The sequence below is a fragment of the Panacagrimonas sp. genome (assembly GCF_965216805.1).
In the GTDB taxonomy this organism is placed as follows: domain Bacteria; phylum Pseudomonadota; class Gammaproteobacteria; order Nevskiales; family Nevskiaceae; genus Panacagrimonas.
This window is the reverse complement of record NZ_CBDCGN010000003.1, coordinates 498,721-518,937: the sequence shown is the minus strand read 5'-3', so window position 1 is coordinate 518,937 and position 20,217 is coordinate 498,721. Positions and strand designations below refer to the sequence as shown.

General features: G+C 66.6%; 19 protein-coding genes. 7 read left to right on the top strand and 12 right to left on the bottom strand.

Going from position 1 to position 20,217, the window contains the following annotated elements; translation table 11 throughout:
- Positions 1-149: 149 nt before the first annotated feature.
- Positions 150-3,791 (bottom strand): translocation/assembly module TamB domain-containing protein, encoded by a 3,642-nt coding sequence (locus ACOOHP_RS15530; RefSeq protein WP_420467395.1) that lies wholly within the window; start codon positions 3,789-3,791, stop codon positions 150-152.
- Positions 3,788-5,533, bottom strand: a complete 1,746-nt coding sequence (locus ACOOHP_RS15525) for an autotransporter assembly complex protein TamA (RefSeq protein ID WP_420467394.1) — start codon at positions 5,531-5,533, stop codon at positions 3,788-3,790. Before ACOOHP_RS15525 ends, ACOOHP_RS15530 begins: the two co-directional genes overlap by 4 nt.
- A gap of 42 nt (positions 5,534-5,575) precedes the next feature.
- Here ACOOHP_RS15525 and ACOOHP_RS15520 point away from each other — a divergent pair, with 42 nt between their 5' ends.
- Positions 5,576-6,280 carry a glutathione S-transferase gene (locus ACOOHP_RS15520; RefSeq protein ID WP_420467393.1) on the top strand — a complete coding sequence of 235 codons (705 nt, stop codon included), beginning with the start codon at positions 5,576-5,578 and terminating at the stop codon, positions 6,278-6,280.
- A gap of 17 nt (positions 6,281-6,297) precedes the next feature.
- Here the strand turns inward: ACOOHP_RS15520 and ACOOHP_RS15515 are convergent, their stop codons facing one another.
- The 5 genes from ACOOHP_RS15515 to ttcA all read right to left on the bottom strand — a co-directional run bounded on the left by ACOOHP_RS15515 (position 6,298) and on the right by ttcA (position 12,003).
- Positions 6,298-7,176, bottom strand: coding sequence for a TraB/GumN family protein (locus tag ACOOHP_RS15515; protein WP_420467392.1), 879 nt, complete (start codon positions 7,174-7,176; stop codon positions 6,298-6,300).
- Positions 7,173-7,853 carry a 2-hydroxychromene-2-carboxylate isomerase gene (locus ACOOHP_RS15510; protein ID WP_420467391.1) on the bottom strand — a complete coding sequence of 227 codons (681 nt, stop codon included), beginning with the start codon at positions 7,851-7,853 and terminating at the stop codon, positions 7,173-7,175. Before ACOOHP_RS15510 ends, ACOOHP_RS15515 begins: the two co-directional genes overlap by 4 nt.
- Positions 7,854-7,906: 53 nt before the next feature.
- Positions 7,907-9,610, bottom strand: a complete 1,704-nt coding sequence (locus ACOOHP_RS15505) for an alkaline phosphatase D family protein (RefSeq protein WP_420467390.1) — start codon at positions 9,608-9,610, stop codon at positions 7,907-7,909.
- Positions 9,611-9,625: 15 nt separating this feature from the next.
- Positions 9,626-10,945, bottom strand: coding sequence for an alkaline phosphatase PhoX (locus ACOOHP_RS15500; protein WP_420467389.1), 1,320 nt, complete (start codon positions 10,943-10,945; stop codon positions 9,626-9,628).
- Between the two features lie 182 nt (positions 10,946-11,127).
- Entirely contained in the window at positions 11,128-12,003 is an 876-nt protein-coding gene (gene ttcA / locus ACOOHP_RS15495) for a tRNA 2-thiocytidine(32) synthetase TtcA (protein ID WP_420467388.1), read from the bottom strand.
- Between the two features lie 164 nt (positions 12,004-12,167).
- Here ttcA and ACOOHP_RS15490 point away from each other — a divergent pair, with 164 nt between their 5' ends.
- The 6 genes from ACOOHP_RS15490 (at position 12,168) to ACOOHP_RS15465 (ending at position 17,105) form a co-directional block, all read left to right on the top strand.
- Positions 12,168-12,899 (top strand): DUF2461 domain-containing protein, encoded by a 732-nt coding sequence (locus ACOOHP_RS15490; protein ID WP_420467387.1) that lies wholly within the window; start codon positions 12,168-12,170, stop codon positions 12,897-12,899.
- Positions 12,900-13,010: 111 nt separating this feature from the next.
- A complete protein-coding gene (locus ACOOHP_RS15485) occupies positions 13,011-13,562 on the top strand; it encodes an RrF2 family transcriptional regulator (protein ID WP_420467386.1) in 552 nt (183 codons plus the stop codon).
- Positions 13,534-13,956 (top strand): hypothetical protein, encoded by a 423-nt coding sequence (locus ACOOHP_RS15480; protein WP_420467385.1) that lies wholly within the window; start codon positions 13,534-13,536, stop codon positions 13,954-13,956. Before ACOOHP_RS15485 ends, ACOOHP_RS15480 begins: the two co-directional genes overlap by 29 nt.
- A 79-nt stretch (positions 13,957-14,035) precedes the next feature.
- Entirely contained in the window at positions 14,036-15,019 is a 984-nt protein-coding gene (locus ACOOHP_RS15475; protein ID WP_420467384.1) for a malate dehydrogenase, read from the top strand.
- Positions 15,020-15,119: 100 nt separating this feature from the next.
- A complete protein-coding gene (locus tag ACOOHP_RS15470) occupies positions 15,120-16,091 on the top strand; it encodes a magnesium transporter CorA family protein (protein WP_420467383.1) in 972 nt (323 codons plus the stop codon).
- A 69-nt stretch (positions 16,092-16,160) separates the two neighbouring features.
- On the top strand, positions 16,161-17,105 hold the full coding sequence (locus tag ACOOHP_RS15465; protein WP_420467382.1) for a pteridine-dependent deoxygenase: 945 nt from the start codon (positions 16,161-16,163) through the stop codon (positions 17,103-17,105).
- 135 nt (positions 17,106-17,240) lie between these two features.
- Here ACOOHP_RS15465 and ACOOHP_RS15460 read toward each other — a convergent pair whose 3' ends face one another.
- The 5 genes from ACOOHP_RS15460 to ACOOHP_RS15440 all read right to left on the bottom strand — a co-directional run bounded on the left by ACOOHP_RS15460 (position 17,241) and on the right by ACOOHP_RS15440 (position 20,161).
- The gene (locus ACOOHP_RS15460) at positions 17,241-17,897 is read right to left on the bottom strand and encodes a glutathione S-transferase family protein (protein ID WP_420467381.1); all 657 of its coding nucleotides are present in this window, start codon (positions 17,895-17,897) and stop codon (positions 17,241-17,243) included.
- 100 nt (positions 17,898-17,997) lie between these two features.
- Complete coding sequence (locus tag ACOOHP_RS15455) at positions 17,998-18,327, bottom strand: hypothetical protein (protein WP_420467380.1); 330 nt, start codon at positions 18,325-18,327, stop codon at positions 17,998-18,000.
- Between the two features lie 52 nt (positions 18,328-18,379).
- Positions 18,380-18,718 carry a hypothetical protein gene (locus ACOOHP_RS15450; RefSeq protein ID WP_420467379.1) on the bottom strand — a complete coding sequence of 113 codons (339 nt, stop codon included), beginning with the start codon at positions 18,716-18,718 and terminating at the stop codon, positions 18,380-18,382.
- A 140-nt stretch (positions 18,719-18,858) separates the two neighbouring features.
- Positions 18,859-19,497 carry a glutathione S-transferase family protein gene (locus ACOOHP_RS15445; protein ID WP_420467378.1) on the bottom strand — a complete coding sequence of 213 codons (639 nt, stop codon included), beginning with the start codon at positions 19,495-19,497 and terminating at the stop codon, positions 18,859-18,861.
- A gap of 82 nt (positions 19,498-19,579) precedes the next feature.
- Positions 19,580-20,161, bottom strand: a complete 582-nt coding sequence (locus tag ACOOHP_RS15440; protein ID WP_420468724.1) for a TetR/AcrR family transcriptional regulator — start codon at positions 20,159-20,161, stop codon at positions 19,580-19,582.
- Between the last annotated feature and the right edge of the window lie 56 nt (positions 20,162-20,217).

Sequence of the window (20,217 nt, the reverse complement as noted above, 5' to 3'; positions counted from 1 at the left end):
CATTTCTTTCGGGTCGCGGACACCGCCCTTCGAATCCCCGACTCGGAAAAGCATTCGGCCACGAATGACACGGACAACGTTGCCCGAACCGTGTTCGTCGGTGAAATCTGTGGCCGATTGCCGCTTCCAAGGTGGCGCATGGCCGTTCGTCAGCGCTCGATCGAATACAGCAGGTCGCCACCGGTGTGGACGCCGGACTCGGTCGCCACCTTGAAGCCGCGACCCAGTTCGTACAGCAGGCGGAACACCTGTCCAGGCTGGAAGATGCCCACGCCGTATGACACATAGAGCTTGGGCGACAGGTATTTACCGACGGTGAACTGCGCCTGCTCGGCGTCTTCGCCGGGAGCGGCACCGATGGAGACCTCGTCCAGGCCGAGCCCCCCGCGCAGTCCCTGCGCCAGCTTGTTGCTGCCGGACAAGCCGAGCGACAAGGCGGCGTTGGCCAGCATCGCCTGCTCGCCGCCGCCCTCGCCCGAACTCGGCGGACGGCCGAGCAGCAGCCAGGACAGCTGCTGGTCCTGCGGCATCGACGGCGTGGAGAACAACTGGAACTGCGGCCGATCCAGGGTGCCGCGGACCAGCACGCCGACCTCGATGTCCTCGCGCGGTCTGCGCACCGCACGGATCTCCACCGCCGGCTCGGTCAGGGAGCCGGTAAACAGCAGGCGCCCGGTCTGGATGTCCAGGTCCTGTCCATAGGCCTTGTAGCGGCCGCCCACCAGACGGATCTCGCCGCGTCCGCTGCCGGACCGTCCGGGGGTTTCAACCGCGCGCACGCTGCCGGTCAGGCGGGTCTTGAGACCGTAGCCGTCGAAAGCGACGGCATCGCCCAGCCGCAGGGTGACGTCGGCGTGGATCTGCAGGCCGGCGTCTTTGGGCGCGGCCGGCGCATCGGGATCTTCCTCGCCGGTGACGATGACCTGGTCGGCGCTGGGCGCCACACCGCCTTCGAAGTTCGGTGGCGTGATGTCGGCGCGCGGCACCTGCACCTCGCCGCGCACGTCCAGGCGCTGGCCTTCCAGTTCGATCGTGAGGTCGGGACTGATCCAGGCCTGCGCCATGGTGATGTCGGCGGCCTGGAAGTTGTCGCCGCGCACAGCCAGCTTCACCTGCGGCTTGCCTGCGGCCAGGCGCGCGCTGCCGTCGAGTTGCAGGCTGCCCTCGCCCGAACGCGCAGAGGCTTGCAATTGCAGGTCCTGTCCCTGCGCGGTGACCTGCAGCGCGATGTCCTTGACCTCGATACCCGGCGTGGCCAAGTGCACTTCGCCGTCGATGAGCCGGATCTCGCCGGAGGACTGCAGCGCGGCCAGACTGCCGCTCCATTGCAGGTGGCCCAGGATGCGGCCTTCCATGTGTTCGACCTCCTCGGTGGTCAGGCGCAGAAACCCGAGATCGTCGAAACGCACGTCCAGCCGCGCGGTCAGCGGCCGCTGATCCATCGGCACCGCCGCCGCGCCTTCGCTGCCCAGGCGGGCTTGCAGGTTCAACTCACCGTTGTCGATCGGCAGATACAACTCCGCGACGGCCAGGCCGTTCTCCTCGGTCACGCGCAGGCGTCCGGGCTCGGCTTGCAGCACCACCTGGCCGTCGCGCCGCACCTCGATGGGATCGGTCGACAGTCGCGTCTGCACCTCGGCCAAGGCACCGTCACGCATTTCCACCAGGCCGAATCCATCGACGCCGCCGGCCAGTCCCCAGCCGTCCGGCAGGAAGGGCGCGAAGTAGGCGAAGTCGAGCTGTTCCAGGCGGAAGCCCGCGCGCAGCCGCTGCGGATCGCGCACCACGCGGGCGCAGGCGCGCGAGTCCGGCGCCGCCCAGCAGGCCGGCTCCAGGTTGACGGTTTGCGCATCCAGCCGCAGCGCGGCCGGTGCTTCCAGGTTCCACTCGGCCAACCCCTGAGGCGCAACGCGACCACTGGCCAGTTCGCCCTGCCAGCGCAGCGCCTGGCGGTCGAAAGCGCCGCGCAAGACCAGTTCGGCCTGCGCCGGCTCGGCGTCCACGTTCAGGGTCAGCAGGTGTTCGCGGTCGCGGCCGCGCAGCTGCAGTTGCGCCTGCCTCATGTCGGTCGGACCCGACAGTCCGCGCACGTCCAGGTCCAGCTTCCAGGCGCCGGCCAGCGCCACATCGGCGTCCAGGTCCACCCGCTCGAGCTGCAGAGTGTCGTAGATCAGCTCGCGCACCTGGCCGCTGGCGACCACCTGCGGCGCATCCAGTTCGCCGCGCACCTGTGCCTGCAATTCGGCGCGGCCGCCCAGGCCGGGCCACAGCGCGGCGAGGTCGGGACTGTCCAGGCTGGCACTGAAATCGAACGGCGGTGTGACCTGACCCTGGGCGCGCAGATGGGTGCCGCCGGTTCGCAGGTGCAGCGAATCGAGCACCACGGTGGTCGCCTCGCTGGCGCCTTTGGTGTCCAGCCGCAGCGGATAGCCGCGCAGCTCGGAGTCGCGTAGCGCCACTTCGAACTGCGCACGCGGCACTTCGTTTTCGATCTGCGAGCGTGCCTTGAGCGTGCCGTTGAGGCGACCCGGCCATTCCGGCGCGATCAGGCCGGGGTTGAGGTTGCGGATGTCGAGGTCGGCATCCACCGCCACCGCGGCCGATTCGCCGACGTTCCAGTCCACCCTTGCGCGGCCCTGCACGGTGGCCTTGGCCACCGCCAGCCGCAGGTTCTCCAGCACCACGTGGCTGAGGCTGCCGGCGCCGGCCGCCTCGGCCGTGCCTTGCCGACCTTCGGCGGCCAGCTCGGCATCGAGCTGGTAGCGGTAGTCCTCCGGCAGGCCGCGCACTTCGAAATGCCCCGTGTCGCTGACAATGCTGGGGGCGCCCAGCAACGGCCACTGCAGGCGTTGCCAGTTCAGATCGGCAAACAGTTCTTGGGGCGTGTAGCGGGCCTGGGCCTGGACCTGGCCACGCGCGCCGATCTCGAAATCGGCATCGGCGTCCAGCGCCTGGGGCGTGCCCTGCAGGTGGGCGCGGCCACTGGCGCTGACGACCAGCGGCGGCTCGTCACCCTGCAGCGGCCAGCGCAGTGCCTGCCAGTTCAGGCGCAAGTCGGACGGTGCGTCGTCCAGCTGCACCCGACCTTCGGCGGCGAGCTGCAGCGGCACATCAGCCCGCGCGTCGTCGCCTTCGCCGGCCTGGGCTTCGGGCCTCAGTTCAGCCAGGGTGAGCTGCTGCAGCTCGACGAACTCAGGCGCCAGCCGGGCATCCATCGCGACCTGCAGCGCGCCGGTGAGTGCGTGCCGCGCCGACAGGCCCAGCACCTGCAGGCGCTCGGCATGCCAGGCCAGCCCCTCGCCGAGGATGTCGTCCACGATCTGCGGCGCCTCGGCGTCCGGCAACCATACTCGCACCGCGTCGGCCTGCACGCGACCGACCAGGATCGCAATGGGCAACTGCGGCACGCGAAAGGGGCCACTGTCGTCTTCTTCCGGATCGGGCTCAGTGGCCTGCAGGCGCAGCTCCAGGGTACCGAGCTGCAGCAGGTCGACCTGGACCTGACGTCGCATCAGTCGCGCCGGCGACCATTCCAGCCGGGCCTGATCCAGCACCAGGTCGATGCCCTCGGCGCGGTAGCGTATGCCGCGCAGTTGCAGGGGGCCGAGCAGACGACCCTGAATGTCCTCGACCTGCACGTCGGCCAACTCCAGGCGCTGCACCATGTCCAAGGTCCAGCGCGCGCCGCCGTTGGAGCCCAGCAGCCAGACCCCGAACGCGGTCAGGCCAAGCAGGCTGCCGGTGATCAGCACGCCGAAAATCACTGCGAACTGGCGAAGGATGCGTATCACACACCCACCCGAATGCCGATGTGGATACGCACGCCGGTCTCGTCGTCGTCCAGCGGATGCGCCAGATCCAGTTGCAGGCTGCCGATGGGCGCGCGGTAGCGCAGGCCGGCGCCCACACCCATCAGCAGTTCCGGACCGGGATCGTTGCCGACGCCGCCGGCATCGACAAACAGCGCGGCGCCCCAGTTGTTGTACACGCGGTATTCGACCTCGCCGCTGTAGACGTTGAGAAAGCGGCCGCCGACGACATCGCCGTCTTCGTTGCGCGGGCCGATGGACTGATAGGCGTAGCCGCGCACGCTCTGATCGCCACCGGCAAAGAAGCGCTGCGAGGCCGGCAGGTCGCCAAAGGTTTCGACCAGGCTGTACCCGAACTCGACGCGACCGATCAGGCGTGTGCGCCAGCCGATGGGGTAGTGCGCGCGGCCCAGCAAGCGGCCCTGCGCAAAGGTGGTGCTCGACAGCACGTTGTTGACCGCGCCGTGCACATCGGCAAACAGATACCAGCCGCGCCGTGTGTAGATGGGATTGTCGGCGACGGTGCGGTTGTAGGAGATCCCCGGCGTGAGCAGATCGGCGGTGGTGGTCTGGTCGCCGAAATCGGATTCCTCGTGGGTGAACTCGATGTAAAGGCGCCGCTTCCAGTCGGAGATTTCGCGATCCAGGCTGGTGCCGATCAGATACTTGAGCGTGTCGCCGGCATCGAGCTCCTCGGTTTCGGTGGACGCGGTAAAGCTCAGCGACTCGCCCGGTGTGCTGCCCAGCGGAATTCGATAGGTGGTGCCCAGCGTGTTCTTGATCTCCGACAGCCGAAAATCGGAACGCAGCGTGTGGCCGTGCCGGTTGAGCCGGCGCAGGTCGGACGCCACCGACAGACGCGCGCCGGTATCGGTGCCGTAGCCGATGCCGAAGTCGTAGCGCGCGCGCTTGCGCGGCGTGGTGCGGATGGCGACGGGGACCTCGCGCGCCTCGTTGGCGGCATCGCGTTGCGGGTCGATCTCCACCGACTGGAAGTAACCCAGGTCCGACAGCCGGAACTGCAGGTCCAGCAGGGCCTGCGGCTCGAACGGATCGCCGGGACGGATCTGCACGTAGCGCTCGATCAGCTCCGGCTTGAGGCCCTCCTGCTCGATGCTGACCGGGCCGAAGAAATAGCGCGGGCCGGTGTCCAGATGCAGGGTCACATCGGCCCGTCGCTCGTCCGGCTTGATGCGCAGCTCGGACTTCTGCCAGGCGGCGTCCAGGAAGCCGTTGGAGGTGGCGGCGTCGGCCATGCGCTTCTTGGTCGCCTCGTAGTCGGCGTGGTCGAGCTGCTGGTCGAGCTTGAGCGGCAGCCAGCGCAGGCGCCGGTTGAGCGCTTCGAAATCCGCGCCCTCGCCGACGAACTTCGGGTCCAGGCTCTTCACCCGCGTGGGCGGGCCGGGATCGATGCGGAAGCGCGCCACCCACTTGGGCGCGTCGCCCTCCAGGGTCGCCTCCACCTGCGGGCTGTAGTAGCCGAACGGTTGCAGCGCCTGCTCGATCTCGTCCGGTGCCTGCCGGTACAGGCGCTTGAGGCGCGATTCATTGTCGCCGATCTCGCCGACGCGAGTGCGCAGGCTCATCCGCGCCTCGATGTTGTCCCGCGCGGCGTCCTCCACCCCCTCGATCTCCACCCGCACCTGCGCCGCCGCGACGGCAGCGAGCAGGCTCAGCAGGATTGCGGCCCCTGCAGCCAGGCCCCGGCGTCGTGTCAGAATCATCAGGCGCAGTTTAGGTGCTGCGCCGGCCACCGGAGTTCATACATGGCGAGCGAGGTGACCCTGGTGATCGGCGGCAAGCGCGGCTCGTCGTGGTCGCTGTGCGCCTGGCTGTTCCTGCAGCACCACGGCGTCGCCTTTCGCGAACGCGCGCTGGCCCTCGATACGCCCGAGGGGCGTGCCCAGTTGCAGCGGCTGTCGCCGTCGGCGCGCGTGCCGCTGCTGTTGTCCAGCGAATTCGCGGTGTGGGAATCGCTGGCGATCTGCGAGTTCGCCGCCGAATGGTTCGCCCTGCCCGCGGCCTGGCCGATGACCCCGAGCGCCCGTGCCATGGCCCGCGCAGTGGCGCTGGAGATGCACGCCGGCTTTGCGCACCTGCGCCGCGAGCTGCCGTTCGATGCCGCGCGCACCCCGCGGCCGGCGGCGCTGAGCGCGCCAGCGCAGGCCGAATCTGCGCGGGTCTGCAGCATCTGGCGCACGGCGCGCGCCCGTTGCGGCTCCAGCGGCCCCTGGCTTTTCGGTCAGTTCGGCATCGCCGACGCCATGTTTGCGCCGATGGCGCTGAGATTTCATCAGTACGCCATCCCGATGCAGGGGCCGGAGCGTGAATATGTGGAGCTGGTGCTGGACCATCACGCGGTCCAGGCCTGGATGGACAGCGCGCAGGCCGATCCGGTTTCACGACTCGAATTGCCGGCCGCGGCGGACGCGGACCCAACCTCGATTCGCTCGGTGACCCTGCACGATTGAATCGCGTTGCCGCCGCGCTACGAACCCGACGCCACTACCGGCTCCACCGCGAACCCGCGCGCGCGCAGTTCCTGCAGCAGGCTGTCCGGCCCCAGCAGATGACCGGCGCCCACGATCACCAGTTGCGCGGCTGCGCCCTGCAGCCTGGGAACCAACGCCGCCGCCCAGGCGCGGTTGCGCTCGCTCATCATGCGCCGGTGAAAGCGCGGAAAGTCGCGCGCGGTGTCGACGATGAAGCGCTCCATGGCGCGCGTGTCGTTGCGCTGCCACAGCTCGATCAGCGCGTCCGGCTGCAGTTCCGGGCGTTCGAAGTCCTGCAGGGTCGACTGCAGGAACTGGCGCGACATCTGCGCGTCCATGCCGATGAACAGTTCGAACTGCGCCTGCGGCGTCTCCAGCCATGCGATCGGCCGTTGCATCGACTGCGCCTGCCGATAGAAATGCTGATCCAGCCCCAGGCTCGGATCCATGCCGGCGCGCTGGAATTCGATCAGGCCCAGCGTCAGTCCGCAGAACCAGGCCTTGAACGGATCGCAGATTTCCGCAGGCAACTCCAGCTCGCGCGCACGGGACTGCACCTTGCGATGCAGCTCGGTGCCGACCTCCTGCGCCAGCCCCTGCCCCGATGCCGCGGCCCGCAGCATGTGCTCGCGCATCTGCGGCGCCGCCAGCGCTGCCGGATCGGTCTCCAGCACCAGCTCGCGGGTGTCGTCGTAGGCCTGCTGCAGGGCCTGCGGCAAGGGATAAGCCGAACGCGGCAGCACGTGCACCGAACCCATCACGTAGTGCGTGGCCCGTTCGCCCTGCACCTTCCACAGAAAAGGGGCGTCGGCGGCCTGCGACGCGCCGCCCAGCAGCGCCAGCCACAGTCCGAACAGGTATCGGGCGGTCTTCATCGCTTGCGCTGCACCGACGGACGGACCGCCTGCCAGGCCGACAAGGTCGCCGCCGCAATGGGTTCGGCGCGCCCGCCCAGGAGCGCATCGAGCGCATCGAGATCGTCGAACCCCCAGAACAGCTCGCCGCGCACCAGCAGGGTCGGCACGCCGAATGCACCGATCTGCAGCGCGCCATCGGTGTAGCCGCGCAAGCGTTCTCGCGCCGCCGGCGCGTCGGCCTCGGCCAGCAGCGCAGCCGCATCGAAGCCCTGCGCGGCGAGCAGCTCGGCCAGCACCTGCGGGCTGGAGACTTCGCGCGACTGCACCCAGGTGGCCAGCCACAGCGCGTCGATCAGGCGCAGACGTTCGGCGGGGTCCAGCTCGCAGCAGCACAGGCGCAGTGCCGTCAGCGGGTTGAACGGGTGCGAATGCGGCGGCGCGATGGGCAGCCCCAGCCGCTGCGCCTTGCGCAGTACGTTGTGCAGCATCCAGCGACTCTTGGCCGGTACTTCCGCCGGCCCCACCTGCCCGTAATGCTTGAGCATGACGCCGAACACCACCGGCACCGGCTCGAAGCCCAATCCGTGTCGTGCCGCGATCTCCCGCGCGCGCTGCCACGCCAGCCAGGCGTTGTGCGAGATGAAGTCGAACAGGAAAAAAATCCGGTCGGGTTGATCGAAACCGTGCTTGTCCATGGCGCGGATGATGCGGCAGCGATTCGGTGCCTACAAAAGGCGGGGTGGCGGCATCAACCCATTGGCGCCAGCTCTGGCGCACCCGCTCGCGGCTGGCTGGCGTCGGCGCGGCGCAGACGATTGCTGCCGTTGAGGGTCTCGAAGGCGATGTCGAAGCGCTCGCCGCCGCTGCGCACCGCGATGCCGTCGACCTGCCAGAACTCGCCGCGGCAATGCTCGGGGGTGATGTCCAGCAGCAGATAACCCTTGGCAGCCAGATCGACATGCTTCAGGTGCGGGTTCTGCAGGCGCAGCACCGGCTGGGCGATGGTGAGGTCTTCCAGCCCCGGCGAGGTCACCGAGGTGGCGACGAACTCCACCGCCCGAGAACCTTCGCCGTTGAGCGCGTTGTAACCGCCGGTGGCGGGCAGCAGGTTGTTGGGATCGGGCGTCAGGTCCATCGCCCAGGCGGTGTGGATGTCGCCGGTCAGTACCACGGCATTGTCGATGGGCGCGTTGACACCGTCGCCCGCCAGGGCCGCAAAGATGCGGTCGCGAGCCACCGGGTAGCCGTCCCACTGGTCGGCATTGATGAACTGGCTCAGGCGCGTGACGTTGGGCAGACCCAGCAATTTCAGTTGGCCGAACATGACCTGCTGGCCCAGCAGCTTCCAGCGCGCCGAGGTGCTGCGCAGGCGCTGCACCAGCCACTGCTCCTGCTCGTCGCCGAGCAGGGTGCGCGCCGGATCCAGAAACTCGCCGATGGCAGTGAATACGCCAAACGGGATGCCGGGAACGCCGAGCGTGGGGGTCAGCGGCTGCGAGCGTGCGAACAGGCGCGTGTCCAGCATCAGCAGTTCCACCAAGTCGCCGATGGCGAAGTGGCGGAAGATGCGCGTGGGGTCGGGTGCGCGGATCGGCATCCATTCTTCGTAGGCCTTCTGCGCCGCCGCCTTGCGGCTGGACCAGGCGCCTTCCAGCTCCGGCTGATGATTCTCGGCACCGTCGCGCCAGGCGTCGTTGGCCGATTCGTGGTCGTCCCAGACACAGACCATCGGGTGCTGGCGGTGCAGCGCCTGCAGTTCCGGTTCCAGCTTGTAATAACCGTGACGGGCGCGGTAATCCTCCAGGCTGACGATCTCGTGCGGCGGCTCGTAGGTGCGCGCCTCGCCGTACTCGCCGTTGCCGTATTCGTAGATGTAGTCGCCCAGGTGCAGCACCAGGTCCAGGTCGGCGCGCTCGGCCACGCGGGCGTAAGCATTGAAGAAGCCGTGGGCGTAGCTCGAACAAGACAGTACCGCGATGCGCAGACGCTCGACGCTGCCCACCGGCAGGGTGCGGGTGCGGCCGATCGGCGAGGTCTGGCCCAGGGCTTCGAAGCGGTAGTAGTAGGTGGTGGCCGGTGACAGGCCCTGCACATCGAACTTCACGGTCCAGTCGCGCGCGGCCGTGGTGCTGCCCTCGATGCGCTGCAGGTTCTGGGTGAAGCCGGGATCGGTGGCGATGTCCGCCGTCACCGCCTGGGTGCCGCTGATGTAGGCGGTGATGCGCGTCCACAGGATGACGCGATCACTCAGGGGATCGCCGCTGGCGACGCCGTGCTTGAACACCGGCTCGGCCGGACTCTGCGGCTCGCGTCCGCCGGAGCTGCCGCCACCGCAGGCCGGCAGCAGTGTCGCGGCGCCCAGCACGGCGGCCGAGCCGATGCCGCGCCGCAGAAATTCGCGCCGGGACAACCCCTGGCGGCGCTTGGATCGACGACGGCGTGGTGCGGACATGAAGCAGGACTCCGGTCAGACCGAAAACGGCAGCATGATTTCGTAGGTGATGCCCAGCCCCAGTCCGTTGCGCGAACCGCGATTGGAATTGAAGTACAGACGTCGGCCATCCGGCGAGAACGCCGGCCCGGAGATCTCCGACGCATCCTGGCCCACCACCTGCAACAGCGGGATGACACTGCGATCCGGCAGGATCACGCAGAGCTGCATGTCGCCACCGTCTTCGCAGACAAGGATCTCGCCGGTGGAGGTGACGGTGAGATTGTCCACGCCGGACAGAATCTTGTTGGCGCCGGTAGCAGTATCGAAGTCGTAGATGATTTCCAGGGTCTGCGCCGCCGTGTCCAGCGCCCAGATGCGGTTGTCGCCCTTGGTCGCGAAATAGGCGATGCCCTGGTGAAACCACAGCCCCTCGCCGCCATCGAACGCGGTGGCCGCCGGCAGGCGGTTGTCGATCTGGCGCGCACCGGGGTTGGCCGCGTCTATCCACTGCACCGGCAGGGGATTGTTCTCCGCGGTGTCGGGATCGCCGATGACCTGCAGCACCTGCAGCGTTCCCTGCTCGAAGCGCGCGCGACCGCCCGCAGGCCAGTCGGCTTCGGTAGCGACGAAGCGATAGAAGCGGCCGTCGGGCAGGTCTTCGGTCATGTAGACGCAGCGGCGATCCGCATCCAGCGCCAGCGCTTCGTGGGCGAAGATACCCAGCGCCGGCTTCACCGCTTCGTCCTCGACGCCGAACGGATCGCACTCCCACACACGCCCGTCGTTGATCTCCTCGCAGCTCAGCCAGGTGTTCCAGGGCGTGGCGCCACCGGAGCAGTTGAAGGTGGTGTTGCGCAGCACGCGATAGCAGTCCACCACATTGCCGGCCACATCGAACACCAGCGCACTGGCGCCACCCAGGCCCGGCACCAATTGCCCACCGGCGCCGATCAACTCGTCGATCAAGGGCAGACCGGACAGCTCCGGAAACGCGAAGGTCACGGTTCCCGTGCCCGGCACCTCGCTGTTGCAGCAATAAATCCAGCCGCCGCCGGCGCGCGGAAACACTGCGCTGCCGTCAGGAAAGGCATGCCAGATGCCGGGGCTGCCCGCAGCGGGAAACTGGCCTGCCACCGCCACCACGCGCGAGGAGAAACCCGCCGGCAGGCGGATGTTGTTGGCGTCGGGTTCGCCCAGCGGGCCGACGCCGGCGAAGCGTCCGCTGGCCATGATCGGCGTGCTGTTGCCGGAGCTGCCGCCGCAGGCGGCCAGCCAGGTCGCGGTGCCGGCGGCGCCGGCACTCCAGAACAGTTCTCGCAGGAATTCGCGTCGCGTGCGCGGCCTGAATTTCATCTGGGCGTCTCCCAAAGCCTGGATGCTGGTTGTTCTACGGTGACGGGGGCGTGACGGATGAGGTTTTAACCGCAATGCGGTTCGCTTGACGAGATGAAGCGGCTTGCAGGTCGGGCCTGTAGATCGGGTTTGTAGGTCGGGCTTCAGCCCGACATTCCGACTTCCACCCAACAGTATTGCGTTTATCCCCTCTCTGGCATCAGCCAGTCGTGCGCCGCCGCCGATCCGCCGAGCGCGGCGAAGTCGAACAGCTTGGGGTCGGCGAGCTGCGACGGTGCCACATTGCCCAGCGCCTTGAAGATGATCTCGGAACGACCCGGATACTCGCGCTCCCACTGGTCGATCATCCGGCGGACCTGCTTGCGCTGCAGATTCTCCTGCGAGCCGCACAGATTGCAGGGAATGATGGGGAACTGCTTCTGCGCCGCGTACTCGGCAATGTCGTCTTCGCGGCAATACGCCAGCGGACGGATCACCACGTTGCGGCCGTCGTCGGAGCGCAGCTTTGGCGGCATCGCCGCCAGCTTGCCGCCGAAAAACAGATTGAGAAAAAACGTGGCGAGAATGTCGTCGCGGTGATGCCCCAGCGCGATGCGGTTGAAACCCTGCTCGTGGGCAAAGGTGTAGAGCGCTCCACGCCGCAGCCGCGAGCACAGCGAACACATGGTCTTGCCTTCAGGGATGTTGCGCTTGACCACGCTGTAGGTGTCCTGCTCCAGGATGGTGTGGGCCACCCCTCTGGACGCCAGATACTCCGGCAGGATGTGCGCGGGAAAGTCCGGCTGCTTCTGGTCCAGGTTCACCGCGTGCAGTTCGAAACGCACCGGCGCCTTGGCCTGCAACTGCATGAGCACGTCCAGCATCGTGTAGCTGTCCTTGCCGCCGCTCAGGCACACCATCACCCGATCGCCCTCGCCGATCATGCTGTAGTCCTGGATCGCGCGGCCCACCTCGCGGCGCAGGCGCTTGGCCAGCTTGTTGGACTCCACGCGCGCCTTGTCCGCTGGCGCAGCGGCGCGGCGTGGCGTGCGGAAATCCTGCAGGGGCGTGGCGTGCATGAGCGGATCGAGACCAGGACGGACCCGGATTATCCCACGCCGCTCAGGGGCCGGCAGGCTGATGGCCCTTCCGGGCGCGACGGCCAACGACCCCGATCACGCGCCATCGACATCGCCGCGATCGTCGCGGCATGCTCGGCGCTCGACAACCCGGATCGAGCACGATGGCCAAGGCGACCCCGTATTTCTCTGCAGAGACCTTCAAATTCCTGCGCCAGCTGGCGAAGAACAACTCGCGAGAGTGGTTCCTGGACAACAAGCCACGCTACGAAGCCGAGGTCCGCGGCCCGGCGCTGCGGCTGATCGCCGACCTCGCCGATCCGTTCAAGGACATCAGCCCGCAACTCACCGCCGTGGCCAAGCCGGTCGGCGGCTCGCTGTTCCGCATCCATCGCGACACCCGCTTTGCGGGCGACAAGCGTCCGTACAAGACGCACGTGGGCATGTACTTCGCGCATGCCGCGGCCAGCAAGGCGGCACGCGGCGAAGTGGGCAATGCGTCCATGGGGCGGCTGGATACACCCGGCCTGTATCTGCACATCGAGCCGGGCGCGTGCTTCCTGGGCGGTGGGATCTGGCATCCGCAATCCGAGACCACCCGCCTGATCCGCGACTACATGCTGAGCAATCCGGCGAGCTGGAAGAAGGCCACACGCGACCCGAAATTCCTCAAGGTCTTTGCGCTGACGGGGGCCGCGCTGGTGCGTCCGCCCAAGGGCTACGACCCCACGCACGAACTGATCGAGGACCTCAAGCGCAAGGACTTCATCGCCTCGGCGCAACTCGACGACGACCTACTGCTGCGCCCCGATCTGATCAAGCAATTGATGTCCCGCTACGTGCTGATGGCGCCACTGCTGGACTGGCTGTGCGGTTCGCTGGACCTGGAGTTCTGAACCGGCAGGCATCGGCCCACTCAAGTCGATTGACGCTGGGGCGATTGACCTTGGAATGATCCTCCTCTTAAACTGCGACTCATGAAGTCGTAGTTTAAGAGGTGCCTCTTCGTGAAGTCCTCCCTGTACGGCGCCGGCGCCGAATACGCCCTGCACTCGCTGCTGAACCTGGCAATGCAGTCGGGCCCGGCCAGCGTTCGCGACCTGGCGACGTTCCAGGGCATTCCCGAGCGCTATCTGGCCAAGCTGTTCACCCGTCTGCAGAAGGCCCGCCTGGTCGCGGCGAGCGAGGGCGTCGCCGGCGGCTTCGTGCTGGCCAGGCCGGCGGCGCGCATCCGCGTGCTCGACGTGCTGGATGCGGTGGACCCGGACCGCAGCCTGTTCGCCTGCGCCGAGATCCGCCGTCAGTGCGCGCTGTTCGGCCAGCAACCGCCGGGATGGGCGACATCGGGCCGCTGCCAGATCGAATCGTTCATGGCCCACGCCGAGCGCGAGCTGCGCAAGCTGTTGGCAACCAAGACGCTGGCCGATCTGGGCCAGGAGCTCGAATGCAAGGCACCTCGCAGCTATCTGGAGGCGTCGACGCTGTGGTTTCGCCAACGCAAAGACCGTCGTATCACGAGGAGAAAACAACATGAACCCGAGCACGACAAGCCGGCCTAGCCTGGCCTTGCTGCTGGCCGCCATCGTCGCGGTGCACACCGCCATCGGGCTGTGGCACGGGGCCGCCCACGTCCACGTGCCGGTGCCGTTGACTGGGCTGCAGCAGGCATTTATCGGCGTGATCATCGTGCTGTTGCCGGTGGTGGGCGCCTGCCTGCTGTGGAGCCGCTGGCGACTCACCGCGGCCTGGCTGATCACGCTGGCGATGCTGGCCTCGCTGATATTCGGCCTGCTCAACCATTTCGTGCTCGATTCGGTCGACAACGTGGTCTCGGTGCCGGAGCACGAATGGCGTCACGGCTTTGTGTTCTCCGCGGCGATGGTCGCGGTCAGCGAAACCGCCGGCACCGCGATCGGCGCCGTGGCGATATGGCTGTGGGGGCGCCGGACCTGAGCGGCGCCGGTGGACTCACGACAAGCGGCGGCGGCAGTAAACTAGCGGCCCTTTCACCCGCCTATTCCAGAGAGTCCACATGAAAAAGCCCGTCAAGGTCGCCATCACCGGCGCTGCCGGCCAGATCGCCTACTCGCTCATTTTCCGCGTCGCGTCGGGCTCCATGCTCGGCCCGGACCAGCCGGTGATCCTGCAGTTGCTGGAGGTGCCGGTGCCGGAAGTGCTGGAGAAACTCAAGGGCACGATCATGGAGGTGGACGACTGCGCCTTCCCGCTGGTCCACAGCGTGGAGCTGCACTCCGATCCCATGAGCGGTTTCGAGGGCACCGACTACGCGCTGCTGGTCGGCGCACGTCCGCGCGGCCCCGGTATGGAGCGCAAGGATCTGCTCACCGCCAACGGCGGTATCTTCGGCCCGCAGGGCAAGGCCATCGCGGCCAAGGCCAGCAAGGATGTGCGCGTGCTGGTGGTCGGCAATCCTGCCAACACCAACGCGCTGATCGCGGCGACCGCGGCCAAGGGCATGGACCCCAAGCAGTTCCATGCGATGGTGCGCCTGGACCACAACCGTGCGCTGTCGCAGCTCTCGGCCAAGACCGGCACCCATTTCAATGACATCGACAAGATGATCATCTGGGGCAATCACAGCTCCACGCAGTACCCGGACATCAGCCACTGCACCGTCGGGGCTAAGCCGGCCAAGTCGCTGGTCGACCAGAACTGGATCGAGAAGGACTTCATTCCGGTGGTGCAGCAACGCGGCGCCGCCATCATCAAGGCGCGTGGCCTGTCGTCCGCCGCTTCGGCAGCGTCAGCCGCCGTTGATCACATGCACGACTGGGTGCTGGGTTCCAACGGCAAGTGGGTGTCGATGGGCGTGCCCAGCGACGGCTCCTATGGCATCGCGCCGGGCATCGTCTACGGCTATCCCTGCATCTGCAAGAACGGCGGCTACGAGATCGTGCAGGGTCTGAGCGTCGACGAGTTCAGTCGCGGCCGCATGACCGCCACCGAGAACGAACTGCGCGAAGAGCGTGCCGCGGTCGAAGATTTGCTGAAATAACCGGGAATCGAGAATTGGGAATCGGGAATCGTCAGAAGCGGGAATGACCTCGCCGTCCGTTCCCGACTCTCCATTCCCGATTGCCGATTCCCGGCTTTCTATGCAGATCTTCCAGTTCAGCAGGCAAGGCGAAATCCCCACGCGGCTGGACCGCGTGGAGCGCGTGCCCGCGGAAGGTTTCATCTGGCTGGACTTCAACCGCGACGAGGCGGAAGGCTGGCCGGAATGGCCGCGCCGCCTGCTCGGCCTGTGCATCAACGAAGAGCATGTGTCGGACAGCCTCAACGTCGATCATCCGTCCTACTTCGACGGCACCGACGACTACGACATGCTGGTGTTCCAGGGGCTGACGCCAGAGGCGAACCAGGACGAGAACCTTATCGTCGGCAAGGCGGCGGCGTTCTTCCTGTTCGACAACCTGCTGATCAGCGTCCGCTCGCCGGAGAATCTCAGCTTCGAGATCGTCACCCGCAAGTTCTGCGAAACCAGGCTGCGGTTTCCGTCCACGCCTTTCGGTCTGGTGCACGTAATCCTGGACACCATGGTCGAGCGTTATCTGTCCGTTACCGGCGAGTTCGAGGACCGCCTGGAGCAGATCACCGACGAACTGATCGACCCACGCCATCCTTTCCACGACTGGCAGGAACTGATGGCCTACCGCAAGCAGGCGCACAAATTGGAACTGCTGTGCGGCAAGAACATCGACGCGCTGGATGCCTGGCGCCGCGAGATGCGCCAGGAGATCACCGACAACCAGCGCATCCGGCTGGATGATCTGCGCGAACACATCCAGCGCGTCTCCATGCACGCCGATTCGCTGCAGCGCGACATCGAAATCGCCATCCAGCTGCACTTCTCGGCGGTGGCCAATCGCACCAACCGCATCATGCGCTCGCTCACCGTGCTGTCGGCGATCTTCTTCCCGCTGACCCTGATCACCAGCATCTACGGGATGAATTTCACCAACATGCCCGAGCTGCAATGGAAGTACGGTTACTTCATGGTGCTGGGCGTGCTGGTCACCGCAGTGATCGTGCTGCTGCTTTACTTCAAGCGCCGCGGCATCTTTTGAACGAACGCATCCGATCTGTAACGCCGCCGCTTCATCCTGTTTGCGTCTTTCCTGTCAGCGTGCCCGCCGATGTCGAACGCAGAACCCACTCGTATCCGTCTCGACATCGATGCGCCCGCCGACAGCGGCGCAACGCTGGCACGTTTCGGCTGGGGGGTGGCCATTGCCGACACCCGGGTGCCGCTGCAGGCATTGGATACATCGGTGGCCGAGCTGTGGATGGGACACGGCCTCACGCGGTCAGGCTCGCGCGGCGCCGTTCAATTTACCAGCGACGACCGCTGGCTGATCGGGCACCTGTACAGCGAGGCGCAGGACATCGAGCAGGCCGCGTTACTGACCTACCGCGCGCTGGGCGACTTCATCGCCGCCAGCGAGTATCCCTGCCTGCTGCGCACCTGGAATTATCTGGACCGACTCAACCAGGGGCAGGGTGACGACGAGCGCTATCGACGCTTCTGCATCGGCCGGCATCACGCCATCGCCCAGCCCGGTTTTGAGGCGCGCCTGCCCGCCGCCACCGTCATCGGCTGTGATGCGCAAGCTCCCGGCCTGCGGCTGAGCTTTCTGGCCGGTAAAAGCCCTGGCCTGCAGATCGAAAACCCACGCCAGACCAGTGCGTTTCAATATCCGCGCGACTACGGTCCGGTCAGCCCCAGTTTTTCCCGCGCCACCCTGGTCGGCCCGCACCTGCTGGTGTCCGGCACTGCCGCCGTTGTCGGCCATGCGACCCGGCATCCGTTCGATGCGCTGGCACAGACCGACGAGATCACCGCCAACCTCGAAGCCCTGCTCGCTCACGCTCGCGGTACACACTTCGCCGGTGTCGACGGCCGCTGGGCGGCGCAGGCCCTGCGCCTGTACGTGCGCCGGCCTCAAGACTCTGCGGACGCCGTCGAGCATCTGCGCAACTGGATTCCCGCCAATGTTCCACTCAGCGTGCTGCGCGGCGACATCTCGCGTGCCGATCTGATGGTGGAGGTCGAGGGCGTGTGGACTTACACGCAGGCCTGAGCACTGGCGGTTGTTTGCATCTCCGCCCACGATCAGCTGGCGCCGATCACCGTTCACGACCTCGACCTTCGCGAATCCGGTATCGCGTTGCGAAGAAGCGGGGGCTCCATCGGCTCACGCACGAAATGTCAGGGCTCAGGGCGCCGCCTGCGGCGCATGCCGGGCGAACGTCGCCATCTGGTCCGCCAGAGCCTTGCGATAAGCGGGTCGCGCCTCGCAGCGCAGGCGATAGGCGTCCAGGGTAGGCATCTGCGCAACCAGATCGGTGTGCCGAAGTATCTGCAGCACGGTGGTCATCAACAGGTCCGCCACCGTGAAGCGATCCTCCAGGTAGTCGCGCCCATCCAGCCATGCGCACAGATCGGCAAGGCGCGAATTCACCAGCTGCACCGCGCCCGCCCGACGCAACTGCGCCCATTGCGCATCGGCCTGAAACAGGTCGATCACGGCGAGTTGCACGATCGGCGGCTCCACCGAAGACAAGGCCGCGAACAACCAGGCCGAAGTCCGCGCACGCCCCTGGCGATCCGCCGGCATCAGTACCTCAGACTGCTGCGCCAGGTGTTGCAGGATGGCGCCGGACTCGAACAGCACCAGGCCGTCTTCCTCGTAGCTGGGCACTTGCCCGAACGGCTGCAGCGCACGATAAGGCTCGGAGTTCTGATCCTGCGGCCCGATCAGTCGCTCCTCGTAGGCAAGGCCGGCTTCTTCCAGCGCCCAGCGCACGCGCAGATCGCGCACCAGCCCTTGGGCAAACGGTGGCACCCAGCGAAACGCACTGATCGTGATCATGCTTGCCTCTCGTACGTTTAACGCGCGTTTTAACGCCTTCGACTGATCACTAAAGGTCGCCCCTTCGACGCCTGCCCGACCATGGCGGATTCGGCGCCGGTCACTGCGCGTCCACAACATGGGCCATCCCCCAGGCCGCGTGCAAGAACGGCTTGTGCGAAAAGCCGTCTGCAACCGTCAGGGACGGCGGCACCAGAAGTATGAACACCGACGTGGCTTCTCTTGCGCCGACCGCGCGGTCCTGCCATCGCGAGGCGACCAGAATCTGCGTGTACTCAATCGCGTCGTAGACCAGGGGATCGTCCAGACGCACGAGATGCCAGCGCAGCGGACTGTCTGCGCAGGTCGGCGTGGACACCACCGCGCCCTCGCGCGGCAGCAGCGCGGCAAAGCGATCGTTGTGGTCAAAGTATTCGATCCGCAGTTTCATGCAGCCGCCCTTCCTTTTCGCCTGCCGCCCGGACCGCGAGCGACACCCTGGATCAATCGTCGCCTGCCTCCCTGAGCCCGGTATCCCATTCGATCTGGCAGCGCTCGCAGGTGTAGCGAATCGGCTGGCCGGCAGCCCGGTGAACCGCGTCCGGCGCCGGGATTCTCAGTCCGCACGCCGGGCATCGATAACGACGCAACATCCACACGTCCAGAACCACCCACGCAAGCATCCACAGCAGGAAGAAACCGCCCGCCACCCACGCGACGCGCTCCGCGTCGCCGCCGTTGCGCCACATCACGACCAGCGCCAGCAACGGCGGCAACGCCAGCGCCACACTTCGAACGATGAAGCGGCGCTTGTAACGGAGGTCTTTCTTCAGAACGCGCACCGGCAAGACTGTAACGGTACCGCCGGAATCCGTCGCCGGCCCTATCGTTACAGACCGTTCTTTACCGATACGAGCCGGCACCCTACCGGCCGTACTTCGTCAAGCCGCCAGGGATCCGCGAGTCGCGCCGCCGGCCTCGCTTACACGCTTTGCTTGGCCGTCGGCCGTTGGTTGACCTGCTCGTACCAGCGCCGCGTCGCCGGGCAGGTGTCGGGGATGGGCATGTCCACGGCAATCGCGAAGTCCATCGCGCACAGCGTGGTGATATCGGCAACCGAGAAGCGCGCGCCCGCCACCCATTCGTTGTCCGCAAGCTGCGTTTCCAGCTTGGGGTAGTAACGGGCGACGCGGCCCTTGCCGCGCTCGATCAGCGCGGGAATCTGCGGGACCTTGGCGGTGGTTCCGGGCAGCCCGCGATCGACGAACTCCGGATGGGAGTTGCGAAACACTTCCGCCGTCCCGATCAGGCACTCGTCGTAGGCGCGCCGCTCCCACATTTCGATGGTGCCCTTCTCGACCGCCGTGCGGCCCATCAGGTTGGGCTCCGGAAAGCGCTCTTCGAAATAGCGGCAGATGGCCATGGCCTCGCCGATGCTCGCGCCTTCATCCGTTTCCAGCATGGGCACCATCGCATGCGGCCAGCGGTCGATGTACTCGGGCAGCAGGCGCAGGCCCGATCCGATCACCTCTTCGATGGCCGGCAGGTCCAGATTTTTCTCCAGCACGAACATGCGAACGCGGCGGCAATTGGGTGCGAACTGCCAGTTATATAGCTTCATGGGAACTCTCCTCGGTAGGTCGGTATTTCGAACAACACCGTCAACGACGGTTTCGACTCGGATGCAACTTGATGCAGCGGCTTCAATCCAGAATCTTCAGCGTCACCCGCGCGATGTCGGCCAGAACGACGCGGCCCGGCCTCCCTTTTGACGCAACGTTGAGTCCGGAGAAATTGTTCATCAGGAATCGGCCGATCGAACGCGGATCGTCCCGCCTGGCGATCGTGCCGTCCGCCTGCCCGCGCTCGACGGCACGGGCGAACCCGTCTTCGACCCGCGCGCGGGCGACCACCAGCGCGCGCCGCAGCAGCGGATCGCGATCGGCCACTTCAGTCATGCAATTGTTGACCAGGCATCCGTGGCGGCCCTTAGGCCCCGCAGTGTGCGCCACCATGCGGGCAAACGCCTGCTCGATTTCCTTGCGGCCCGCCTCGGGCCTGAACAAGGGCAGCAGAACGCCATCCATTCCGCCATCCATGTAGCGCTGAATCGCTTCGATCAGCACGCTTTTCTTGGCACCGAATGCGTTGTAGAAGCTGCCGCGGGACAACTGCATGGCATCCAGCAACTCGGGCAATGGCGCCGCATCAAAGCCCTTCTGCCAGAAGAGCCGCATCGCGCCCTCGACCGAAGCCTCTTCATCGAATTCCCGTGCGCGCGTCATGAACAAATCTTTCTAGACCAATCGGTCCAGGATGCTCCGCCTTGCAGCTTCACTCG